Here is an 11,042-nt window from a genome sequence, read left to right on the forward strand (position 1 = left end):
CCCGGGGTGCTCCCCCGGGGCGGCTTTCGCGTGTCAGGCGAGGCGGTCGGCGAGGTCGGTGCCGATGAACAGGCGCGGGGCGCCGTCGAGGACGACCGTGGCGCAGCCGTTCGCGGCCTGGATCGTGCGGCGCTGGCCGATGCAGTCGACCTGCGTGACCGCGGCCCCGGCGGCGTCGACGCACAGCGAGGTCTTGGTGGGCCAGTGGTCGACCCACGGTTCGGGGGCCGGGAAGTACCGGCCGGACGGGTCGTGGTCGGCGTTGAGGAGGTAGCCGTCGGCGCGGTTCCACAGGACGGCCGCTTGGCCTGCGGGCGTGTCGAACAGGAGGCCCTTGGTCTGCGGGTTCGGGAAGGCGAGCCACCCGAGCGGGACGGCCTGGTCGAGTTCGCGTGCGGCGGTGGCGTAGGCGAGGAGCGAGGGCTTGGGGCTGGTGTCGCGGTTGACGAGTCCGAAGTGGTATTCGACGTTGTCGGGGTCGGCGACCTGGGGCTTGCCGAGGACGCTGTCGTGGAACTGGTACCAGCACACGTTGCGGATGCCCTCGGCCTTCGCGAGGGCGAGGGTGAGGAAGACGTTCTCGGCGGCGGACCGGTAGGTGTCGTTCCACCAGCCGTTGGGGCGGGTGCAGGCGTAGGCCTCGGTCAGCCAGATCTCCTTCTCGCCGTGGACGGCCATGAGCGCCTGGAGCTTCCGCAGGCCGCCGAGGAAGTTCCAGTAGGTGCCGGTCGCGCCCGCGTCCCAGTCGCCGCCGTCGGGGACGTAGTCGGGCGTGAAGTTGCCGCGGCCGGGGTGGTAGGCGAAGCCGTCGATGAGGTCCCAGCCGCCGCCCGCGATGAAGTTCACGACCCACGGCTCGTCCATGCCCGCGAGGCCGTTGTTGAGGATTTTCAGGTCGGCGCCGGTGGTGTCGAGGTACTCGCGGACGGGCCGCAGGGCCTTGTCGATGTACGCCTGGGCGGCGGTCCCCTCGTTGAAGGGCCGGTTGAGCTCGTTGCCGACCTCGAAGCACTCGGCCCCGGCGCTGATCGCGATGTCGGTGTTGACCTGGGCCCACGTCTCGGCCGCCTCGTCGGAGACGGTGAGGTCGGGCTGGAGTTCGATGTTGTGGGCCATGCCGCGGGCGTCGAAGGCGGCGGGCGGGAGGCCGGGGCCGCCGTCGTAGGCGATGCGGACGCGGTTGACGCCCGCGAGCTGCCACAGGTCCAGGAGCGCGTCGGCCGAGGGCACCTGGAGCCACGGGTAGTTCGCCATGCCGAACATGCTGTCGGACCCGGACTGGTACGCGTGCGGTGCGAGGACGCCGATGTTGGTGCGCGCGAACGCCTCCTGGCCGCCGTAGGAGGCGATGACCTCGGCGGTCGCGATGCCCGCGGCGGGGGCGGCGACGGTGAACGTGTGGTTCCAGGTGCCCGCGGCCGGGACGCTGCCGATGATGTTCCCGCTGGTGAGCTGGGTTCCGTTGAAGTCCTTGACCCACCAGTCGAGGTCGACGGCGCGGGTGGTCTGGGAGCCGTTGGCGACCTGCACGTGGACGCTGGCGGTCGCCCCCGCGGCGCCCCAGAGGTTGAACGGCTGGTCGGTCCAGACCTCGATGCCCAGGTCCTCGGCGGTGCCGATGGAGGCCGCGGCCTTGGGCCGCTGCGTGGTGAAGAAGAAGTCGGCCTGGCTGACGATCGAGCCGTCGGTCTGGGGGACGCCGGGGGCGTGGATCCAGGTGGCGTTGGTCCAGGCCTGGCGGGAGTCGGCGAGGAGGAACATGCCGTGGAGGGAACCCCAGGTCGAGGTGTGGGCGATGCCGACGGTGTCCTCGTAGGGGATGCCGCCGCCGGAGTCGCGGACCCATTCGGTGACGGGGACGTACGCGTCGGCCTCGGTGGGGCTCTGGATCGCGCGGCTGAACAGGAACCCGTCGGGGACGAGCGTAGCGGGCCCGGTGACGTGCCATTCGAGGTGGACGCGGTTGGTGGAGACGGTGAAGAGCCCGTACACCGCGACGGTGCTCAAGGGCATCGTGTAGTCCATCCGGATCGCGGGCGTGCCGTCGGCGAGGGTCGTGAGGGTGGGGGTGCCGCCGGTGGAGAGCTGGATGCCCGCGGCGGTGTCCTTGATCTGGAACTTCGAGCCGGCCGAGCGGGTCGTGCCCTGGCCGTCGCGGATGGCGACGCGGCCGCCGACGCTCGCGAGGACGCTCACCCCGCTCGCCGAGATGGTCACGTCGCCGGCGGCGGCCCAGGCCTCGACGGGACTGGCTTCGGCGGCGAGCATGACGCCCGCGGCGAAGGTGGCGCCGAGGAGGCCGCGCCGGGTCAGCTCGTGTGTGCGTTCAGACGTCATCGTCCGTCTCCCATGCGGTTCGCGCGGCCCGCGGCGGGGGCGCCGGGGCCGTCTTGGAGATCGCCGTATTGATAATTCGCATTATCAGCGGCTCGCCGAACATCGTGCCGGGCGCGAGGAAGCCGTGTCAAGGGTCTTGCGGGATCTGATTTTACGTATTATCGTTCCGAGGACCGCTGCTAATGCGCATTATCGAATCGGATGGGAACCACCAATGACCGCGAAACCCGGCAAGGTGACACAGCGCGAGATCGCGCGCATCGCCGGAGTCAGCCAGACGACCGTCTCGATGGTGCTCAACGACCGGGACGGCTCGAACATCCGCATCCCCGACGCCACCCGCGAGCGCGTCCGCCGCGCGATCGAGCAGTCCACGTACGTCGCCGACCCCGCCGCGCGCCGCCTCGCCGGGCTCGACAACAAGATCCTCGGCGTCTTCACCTACGAGTCGGCCCTGACCCCCGAGAGCATGGACTTCTACGGCCCGCTGCTCAACGGGATCGAGCGCGCCGCCGAGTCGCTGGGCTGCGACCTGCTGTTCTTCACCAGCTCCCCGGTCGAGGAGGGCCGCCGGCGCCTGTTCCACCGCAACACGCGGCTGCGCCTGGCCGACGGCTGCGTCCTGCTCGGCCAGCAGATGGACGGCGAGGACCTCGAACGGCTCGTCGCCGAGGACTTCCCGTTCGTGGCCGTCGGCCGCCGCGACGAGACCGAGGCGCCCGTGCCGTACGTCGGGATCGACTACGGCGCGTTGACCGAGACCCTGCTCGGCCGCGCCGCCGAGCTCGGGCACGAGCGGGTCCTGTACATCCACCGCAACCGCAACAGCCCCACCGCGAGGGACCGCCTCGCGGCGATCGAGCGGGCCGGGCACTCCCCCGCGGTGACGCTCGCCGTCGTCGGCGACGACCTGGCCGGACTGCCGCGGCTCATCGGCGAGACCGGGGCGACGGCCGTGTTCGCCGAGGACGCGTTCCTCGTCGAGGACGCCGCCCTCGTCCTGGGCGACGCCGGAGCGGACGCGGTGTCGCTCGCGGCCCTGGCCGAAGTGCGCGGCCACCGCATCGGCGGGCGGAACCTGACGGGCTTCCACACCCCGCGCCAGCAGATCGCGGCCGAGGCGCTCGCGCTCCTCCAGCAGCTCATCTCCACTGCGCCCGACGAGCGCGGCGGCATCGAGATCCAGCGCCTGCTCCAGGGCGAGGTCGCGTTCGGCGAGACCCTCACCGCGCGCGGCGGTGCCCGATGACGGTGGTCAAGGCCGACATCGCGGTCGTCGGCGGCGGGCTCGGCGGCGTCGCCGCCGCCCTCGCGGCCCTGCGGCGCGGGCGCCGGGTCGTCCTCAGCGAGGAGTACCCGTGGCTCGGCGGCCAGCTCACCAGCCAGGCGGTGCCGCCGGACGAGCACGTCTGGGTCGAGCAGTTCGGGATCACCGCCACCTACCGGGCGCTGCGCGAAGGCATCCGCCAGTACTACCGGGACGCCTACCCGCTCACCGACGAGGCCCGCCGCGACCCGCGGCTCAACCCCGGGCGCGGGCGCGTCAGCCGCCTCTGCCACGAGCCGCGAGTGGCCCTGGCGGTCATCACCAAGATGCTCGCCCCGCACCTGTCGAGCGGGCGGCTCACCGTCCTCCAGCCGCACGTGCCCGTCGCGGCCGAGACCGTGGACGGCACGGTCCGCTCGGTCACGCTGCGCCACACCGGGACCGGCGAGACCACGGTAGTCGAGGCCGCGTTCGTCCTGGACGCGACCGAGACCGGGGACCTGCTGCCGCTCACCGGGACCGCCTATGTGACCGGGGCCGAGGGCCGCGCCGAGACCGGGGAGCCCAGCGCCCCCGAGCACGGCGACCCCGGCAACGTCCAGTCGATCGCCTGGTGCTTCGTGTTCGACCACGTCGAGGGCGACCACACCATCGAGCGGCCCGCGGACTACGACCGCTGGCGGGCCCTGGCCCCCGACTTCTGGGGCGACGCGATGCTGTCGTTCACCGCCCCGAGCCCGCGCACCCTCGAACCCGAGACGCGCACGTTCAACGTCAACCCGCCGTACGCCACGGTGAGCGGCGACGAGGCGCACGGCGAGGACCCCGGCGACCTGGACCTGTGGGTCTTCCGCCGCATCGCCGCCCGCGAGACGTTCACGCCCGGCAGCCTCGACAGCGACATCGTGCTGGCGAACTGGCCTCAGCTGGACTACCTCGGCGGCTCCATCATCGACACGCCCGACCGCGACGCGCACCTGCGAGCGGCCAAGGCGCAGTCGCGGTCCTTCGTGTACTGGCTCCAGACCGAGGCGCCCCGGCCCGACGGGGGTACCGGGTGGCCCGGGCTGCGCCTGCGCGGCGACGTCACCGGCACCGGCGACGGCTTCGCGCAGGCGCCCTACATCCGCGAGTCCCGGCGCATCCGCGCGATGCGCACGGTCGTGGAGCAGGACGTCGCGGTCGCCGTCCGCGGGCACGGCGGACCGGCCGTGTTCGAGGACTCCGTGGGGGTCGGCATGTACCGCATCGACCTGCACCCCTCCACCGGCGGCGACAACTACATCGACGTCGAGTGCGCGCCGTTCGAGATCCCGCTCGGCGCGCTCGTCCCGGTCGCCACGGTCAACCTCCTGCCGGCCGCGAAGAACATCGGCACCACGCACATCACCAACGGGGCGTACCGGCTGCACCCCGTCGAATGGAACATCGGCGAATCCGCCGGCGAGCTCGCGGCGTTCTGCCTCGACCGCTCGCTGACCCCCGCGGAGGTCTGCTCGAAACCCGAGCTGGTCCGCCGGTTCCAGGCCGTCCTCACCGGGGCCGGCGTCGAGATCCATTGGCCCGAGATCATCGGATATTAAAGGAACAGATCATGCCCACGACAGCAAAGAAGCTGGTCAGCGCCCTCGCGCTGGGAACCCTCGCGACAGCGGCCGGCTGCGGCGGCGCCACGGCGGCCTCCGACGAGGACGTCGAACTGCGGATGACCGTGTGGACCTCCAACGAGGACCACCTCGCCCTGTTCGACTCCATCGCCGACGCCTACATCGCCGACCATGCGGAGATCAAGTCGATCACGTTCGAGAGCCTGCCGTTCGAGGAGTACAACACCACCCTCACCACCCAGATCGCCGGCGGCAACGCCCCCGACCTGGCGTGGATGGGCGACCTCTCCGCCGACCTCATCGACTCCGGCGCGCTCGTGCCCCTCACGGAGACGCTGGAGGGCACCGAAGGCTGGGGTTACGAGGACCTGCTGCCGAGCGTGACCGGCGAGTTCAGCCGGGACGGCGAGCTGTACGCGTACCCGTTCTCCAACTCCCCCTTCGCCCTCTACGTCAACACCGACCTCCTCGGCGAGGCCGGGCAGACCCTCGACCCGGCGGGCCTGACCTGGGACCAGGTCTCGGCGCTCGGCTCGGCCGTGAACGCCGCGACCGGCAAGGGCGGCTTCGTCGTCAACGACTTCAACTACTCCTCGTGGAACACGCTCGCGACGGTCTGGACCGCGTTCGGGGCCTCCGCGTGGAACGAGGACGGCACCGAGTGCGGCTTCGACTCCCCCGAGATGGCCGAGGCGTTCACGTTCCTGCACCAGGCGATCTACACGGACAAGTCGATGCCCGGACCGGGCACGACCGCGGACTTCTTCGCCGGGGACGCGGCCTTCGCCGTCGCCCAGGTCTCGCGCGCCGGGAACCTCGACGGGTCCTTCGCGTACGACATCCAGCCGCTCCCGGCCGGACCGGTCGGCGAGTACTCGGTGATCGGCCAGGCCGGCATGGGCGTGCTCCAGTCCAGCGCCCACGTCGAGGCGGCCACCGGGTTCCTCGCGTACCTCACCAACCCCGAGAACGCGGCGAAGCTCGCCCAGTACTTCCCGCCGCCGCGCCAGTCGCTCCTGACCGGGGAGGCCCTGGCGGCCAACAACACCAAGTTCACCGCCGAGCAGCTCCAGACCGTCGTGGTGGACCAGGTCGCCGGCGCCGTGACGCTGCCCAACCACACGAACCCGGCCGAGATCGCCCAGAAGGCGAAGACCGCGCTGGACGCGATGTGGACCGAGGACGCCGACGTCGCGGCCGTGCTCGGCACGGTCTGCGACGCCATCGACCCGCTGCTGGCGGAGTAGCGGTGACCGACACCCGAACCAAGCCGCGGGAGGCCGGGACGGCCTCCCGCGGCCGGGCGCCGCAGCGGAGATGGTGGACCATGGGCCGCGCGGACGCGGCCACCGGCTACCTGTTCATCGCGCCGCAGCTGCTCGGCGTGCTCGTCTTCGTCGTGTTCCCCGTCGGGCTCGCAGTCTGGTACAGCCTCAACGAGTGGAACATCTTCACCGGCGACATGGCCTTCGTCGGCGCCGGGAACTACCAGGCGGCCCTTGAGGACCCGCAGCTGCCGAGCGTCCTCGGCGCGACCGCGGTGTTCTCCGGCGGCGTCGTCGTCCTCAACCTGGTCCTGGGACTCGCCCTGGCGGTCATGCTCAACCGGCGCTTCCGCGGCTCGGTCCTGTTCCGGACCCTGTTCTTCTCGCCGGTCGTGGTGTCGGTGGTCGCGTGGACCCTGGTGTGGGGCTTCCTGCTCCAGGACAACGGCGGCCTCAACGGCGCGCTCGCGGCGGTCGGGGTCGACGGCCCCAACTGGCTCCAGTCCGGGCCCACCGCGATGATCGCCGTGACGTTCACGCAGGTGGTGCGCAGCGTCGGGATCAACATGGTGCTGTTCCTCGCCGCGCTGCAAGGGGTCCCGGGCGAGCTGTACGAGGCCGCGCGCCTCGACGGGGCGGGGAGCCGCACGATCTTCTTCCGGGTCACGCTGCCGCTCATCTCGCCGACCCTGCTGCTGACGGCGATCATCACGATCGTCGGCGCGCTCCAGTCGTTCGCGCAGATCGCCGTCCTCACCGAGGGCGGGCCGGGCCTGTCGACGACGGTGCTCGTCTACTACGTGTTCCAGCAGGCGTTCAGCTTCAACGACATCGGATACGGCTCGACGCTCGCGCTCATGCTCCTCACGTTCGTGATGGTGCTGACGGTGATCCAGTGGCAGCTGCGCAGGAAGTGGGTGTTCTATGAGGACTGAGACCGTCGCCGCTCCGAACCGGTTCGGGCCCATCGCCCGGCGTGTCGCCCTCTACGCCGCGCTGATCCTGCTGGCCGCGCCGTTCGTGATCCCGACACTGTGGATGATCACCTCGTCGTTCAAGCCGCTGAGCGAGATCTTCGCGTCGCCGCCGTCGTTCTTCAGCGAGAACCCGACGCTCGCGGCGTACTCGGAGGCGTTCACGTTCCAGCCGTTCGCGAGGCAGTACCTCAACAGCGTCTACATCGCACTCGTGGTCACCGCGATCACGATGCTCGTCTCCAGCCTGGCCGGGTACGCGTTCGCGCGCATCCGCTTCCCCGGACGGAACCTGCTGTTCGTGGTCGTGCTCGTCGGGCTGCTGGTGCCCAGCGAGGTGACGATCGTGCCGCTGTTCCAGATGTTCAAGCAGGCCGGGATGGTCAACACCCACTGGCCGCTGATCCTGGTGACGGCGTTCGCCGCGCCGTGCGTGCTCGCCACGTTCATCATGCGGCAGTTCTTCATCGCGCTCCCGGTCGAGCTGGAGGAGGCCGCGCGCCTGGACGGCCTGGGCCGCTTCGGGATCTGGCGGCGCATCTGCCTGCCGCTGGCCAAGCCCGCGCTGTCGGCGGTGGCGATCCTGACGTTCCTGTCCTCGTGGAACCTGTACCTGGAGCCCACGGTGTACCTGACGTCGCCGGAGCTGTTCACACTCCCGCAGGCGCTCACCAGGTTCACCGACGCCTACGGCGGCGAGATGTGGAACACCCAGCTCGCGGCGGCCACGATGACCGTCGTCCCGGTCCTGGTGGTCTTCCTGATCGCCCAGCGCCAGTTCGTCGAGAGCCTCGCCCACTCCGGCCTCAAGGGCTGATCAGGGCTTCACCTGGATGACCGCGCGAGTGCCGGTCAGCTTCCAGTCGGGCGCGTCGGCGTCGAGCTCCGCGAGGCGCGCGGGCTCGATGCCGACGGCCAGGTCGGACTTGGCGGTGCGCAGCGCCGCGACCGGCCCCGGGAAGTACCCGGCCGCCTCCGCGAACGGGGTGGCCGGGTCCCACTGCCGGTCGCCGACGAGGCGGCGGTAGTTCAGATCCCCCTTGAGGATCACGAGTTTGGCGGCCGCGAACTCCTCGGCGAGGTCGGCGGGGAGCGTGCGGTACTCGGTGGGGTGGACGTACGCGCCGTGGGTGCGCAGGCGCAGCCAGCCGAGCCGGATCGCGTCCCGCAGGCGCCGGGCCAGGTCGCGGACCTCCTGGTGCGGGTCCGCGTCGAGCGTGTTCAAGGTGGCGTTGACGTCGAGGCCGGTGGCGTCGGAGACGAAGTACGGGTGCGGCTTGAGGTGGAGCTCGACCGGGCCGCTCGCGCTCTCCAGCAGGTGGTCGACCAGGGCGAGGTCGGCCGTGATCTCGCGTCCGGCGTTGTCTGCGACCACGATGACCGGCGCGTCCCCGGGTGCCTCGGCCAGCGCCCACAGGGCCTCGGAGTCGTCGGCGAGGAGGTCGCCGTTGCGGGTGTCGGCGTCGGGGTTGTTGGTGCGGAAGCCCAGGTCGGCCTGGTTGCCCCAGAGAGCGGCGAGGAGGAGGGCGCGGCGGCGGTCGGCCGCGTCGGCGTCCTTCAATGACGCGTAGGCGTCGAGGTCGGCGCGCAGTTCGGGGCCGGCGAGCTGGGCGTGCTTCTGCGGGGTGAAGGGGTCGACGCCGCACCAGGGGCTGTCGTAGTGGTGGTACTCGACGGCGCGGAGGAGGCGGCGGTAGAAGTACGACTCGGCCCACAGGAACGGCAGGGAGTCCCAAGTGCGCCCGGCGTGGGCCTCGACTTCGAGGTGCCAGGTGTGGATCTCGGGGCCGCCGGGGGTGCGGGGCGGGACGGTGCCGGCGAGGGACTCGGCCAGGAGCGCTTCGAGGGCGTCCGCGATGTGCGGCGGGTAGGGGAAGTCGGCGACGAGGTTGGCGATGAGCACGGGGTGGCGCTCGTGGAAGACCGAGCGGCTGAAGGAGCCGGGACGGTCGATGCCGATGGGCGGGGGCAGGTCGGGCAGGTGCACTGTCACCACTCCGTTCACTCGCGGTCGACGGCAATGATCGCATCCCGGCCGGGGCGCTCGTGGGGCCGTTGGGGTCCGGTGTCCCCCTTGGGTTGTGACGCACCGCATCTTACCGATAACACTTGTATCGGTCCATAGGTCCGCCACCTGCGGCGCCGTTGCTCGAATCGTTATCGAGGGGGATCTATCCAACCGTTTATCTATGGGTTAGATTTACCCCCGTCTCAACCCCGTGCCGACGGTGTAGTCGGTGCAAGACAGAGAGAGGCCGAGACATGGAGAACAAGATTCGCCGGCGCACTTTGGTCCAGGCCGCGGCCACGGCTGGCGTCGCGGCGCCCGTCCTGGCGGCGTGCGGCTCCGGCGACGACGGCAACGGCCCCCTGAAGATGGTCGTCTGGGGCGGCGACCTCGACAAGGAGACCTACCAGGCGCGCATCGACTTGTTCGAGGCCGAGAACCCCGACATCAAGATCGAGCTCCAGCTGATCCCCGCGGACCAGTACGAGCAGAAGGTCCAGACGATGATCGCCGGCGGCGACGGCCCCGACATCATGCAGGTCGCCGAGGGCGTCAACACGTACTCCTCGAAGAGCCAGATCCTGCCGCTCGACGACTACGCCAAGGACGCGGGCCTCGACCTGGAGCAGCGCTTCGGCCCGGTCGGCACGCTGTACTCCTACGAGGACAAGGTCTACGCGATCCCGGACCGCTCGGGCGCGATGATCGTCTACTACAACAAGGACCTCTTCGACGCCGCCGGCGTCGAGTACCCGACGGCCGAGTGGACCCAGGAGGACGCCCAGGCCGCCATGGAGAAGCTGACCGTGCCGGGCACCCAGTGGGGCTACGGCGGCGCCGGCTGGTGGCCGCAGTGGTGGTCGTTCGCGTACCAGAACGGCGGGCAGATCATCGACGACTCCGGTCAGCCGACCGCGAACTCCCCCGAGGTCGTCGCGGCCCTCCAGTGGGCCAACGACCTGGCGCACAAGGACCACGTCGTGCCGACCGCGGCCGAGTACGCGGACATGGGCCCGGACATGGGCGGCGACCCCGCCTTCGCGGCGCAGAAGGTCGCGATCAACGCGACCGGCTTCTGGGCCATCGGCGGGCTGCTCGAAGCGGACTTCAACTGGGACATCGCGCCGCTGTGGCGCGGCGCCGACCAGGCCGTCTCGGCCTTCGGCTCCGGGCTCGCCATCTCGCGCGACGCCAAGGACCCGAAGAAGGCGTTCAAGGCCATCGAGTTCCTCACCGGCGCCGACGCGCAGGAGCTCATCATCGACAAGGCCCAGGACGTCCCGGCCAACCTCGAAGTGCAGCAGTCCGACGCGTTCCTGGCCCCGTCGTGGGCGACCACGCCGCTGAACATGGCCGCGTTCGGCGAGTCCTCCAGCTTCATCTTCCGCGCGCCGTTCATCCCGCAGTGGAACGAGATGCAGGCGGCGTTCAACGACAACCTCGGCACCTTCTGGAACGAGGGCGGCGACGCCCAGACCGAGCTGGACAAGATCCAGACGCAGCTCGAATCGATCATCACCGATTAATTAGGGCCTTGAGCATGTCGAAGACCATCGACGAAGCCCCCGGCGCGGCGCGCAGTGC

At 70.6% G+C, this 11,042-nt stretch carries 8 protein-coding genes; 6 read left to right on the forward strand and 2 right to left on the reverse strand.

Going from position 1 to position 11,042, the window contains the following annotated elements; all coding sequences use genetic code 11:
• Positions 1 to 33 precede the first annotated feature (33 nt).
• Positions 34 to 2,337, reverse strand: a complete 2,304-nt coding sequence (locus tag DI269_RS23310; RefSeq protein WP_112140417.1) for a hypothetical protein — start codon at positions 2,335 to 2,337, stop codon at positions 34 to 36.
• A 214-nt stretch (positions 2,338 to 2,551) separates the two neighbouring features.
• Between DI269_RS23310 and DI269_RS23315 the strand changes: the two genes are divergently transcribed.
• The 5 genes from DI269_RS23315 (at position 2,552) to DI269_RS23335 (ending at position 8,267) form a co-directional block, all read left to right on the forward strand.
• The gene (locus DI269_RS23315) at positions 2,552 to 3,586 is read left to right on the forward strand and encodes a LacI family DNA-binding transcriptional regulator (RefSeq protein WP_112140419.1); all 1,035 of its coding nucleotides are present in this window, start codon (positions 2,552 to 2,554) and stop codon (positions 3,584 to 3,586) included.
• Positions 3,583 to 5,187, forward strand: coding sequence for an FAD-dependent oxidoreductase (locus tag DI269_RS23320; protein ID WP_112140421.1), 1,605 nt, complete (start codon positions 3,583 to 3,585; stop codon positions 5,185 to 5,187). Before DI269_RS23315 ends, DI269_RS23320 begins: the two co-directional genes overlap by 4 nt.
• 11 nt (positions 5,188 to 5,198) lie before the next feature.
• Entirely contained in the window at positions 5,199 to 6,458 is a 1,260-nt protein-coding gene (locus DI269_RS23325) for an ABC transporter substrate-binding protein (protein ID WP_112140423.1), read from the forward strand.
• Between the two features lie 80 nt (positions 6,459 to 6,538).
• The gene (locus DI269_RS23330) at positions 6,539 to 7,411 is read left to right on the forward strand and encodes a carbohydrate ABC transporter permease (protein WP_408612327.1); all 873 of its coding nucleotides are present in this window, start codon (positions 6,539 to 6,541) and stop codon (positions 7,409 to 7,411) included.
• Positions 7,401 to 8,267, forward strand: a complete 867-nt coding sequence (locus DI269_RS23335) for a carbohydrate ABC transporter permease (RefSeq protein ID WP_112140425.1) — start codon at positions 7,401 to 7,403, stop codon at positions 8,265 to 8,267. Before DI269_RS23330 ends, DI269_RS23335 begins: the two co-directional genes overlap by 11 nt.
• Here the strand turns inward: DI269_RS23335 and DI269_RS23340 are convergent, their stop codons facing one another.
• Positions 8,268 to 9,443, reverse strand: coding sequence for a damage-control phosphatase ARMT1 family protein (locus DI269_RS23340; RefSeq protein ID WP_198667677.1), 1,176 nt, complete (start codon positions 9,441 to 9,443; stop codon positions 8,268 to 8,270). It abuts the gene before it with no gap.
• A 269-nt stretch (positions 9,444 to 9,712) separates the two neighbouring features.
• On the opposite strand from DI269_RS23340, the gene DI269_RS23345 reads away from it, so the two are divergent.
• Positions 9,713 to 10,984 (forward strand): ABC transporter substrate-binding protein, encoded by a 1,272-nt coding sequence (locus tag DI269_RS23345; protein WP_198667678.1) that lies wholly within the window; start codon positions 9,713 to 9,715, stop codon positions 10,982 to 10,984.
• Positions 10,985 to 11,042 lie beyond the last annotated feature (58 nt).

Origin of the sequence: Glycomyces dulcitolivorans (assembly GCF_003265355.1) — a bacterium.
Lineage (GTDB): Bacteria > Actinomycetota > Actinomycetes > Mycobacteriales > Micromonosporaceae > Glycomyces > Glycomyces dulcitolivorans.

Coding starts and splice junctions, on each gene's coding strand:
- DI269_RS23315 (WP_112140419.1), top strand. CDS start 2,552: ATGACCGCGAAACCCGGCAAGGTGACACAGCGCGAGATCGCGCGCATC.
- DI269_RS23335 (WP_112140425.1), top strand. CDS start 7,401: ATGAGGACTGAGACCGTCGCCGCTCCGAACCGGTTCGGGCCCATCGCC.
- DI269_RS23320 (WP_112140421.1), top strand. CDS start 3,583: ATGACGGTGGTCAAGGCCGACATCGCGGTCGTCGGCGGCGGGCTCGGC.
- DI269_RS23325 (WP_112140423.1), top strand. CDS start 5,199: ATGCCCACGACAGCAAAGAAGCTGGTCAGCGCCCTCGCGCTGGGAACC.
- DI269_RS23310 (WP_112140417.1), bottom strand. CDS start 2,337: ATGACGTCTGAACGCACACACGAGCTGACCCGGCGCGGCCTCCTCGGC.
- DI269_RS23345 (WP_198667678.1), top strand. CDS start 9,713: ATGGAGAACAAGATTCGCCGGCGCACTTTGGTCCAGGCCGCGGCCACG.
- DI269_RS23330 (WP_408612327.1), top strand. CDS start 6,539: ATGGGCCGCGCGGACGCGGCCACCGGCTACCTGTTCATCGCGCCGCAG.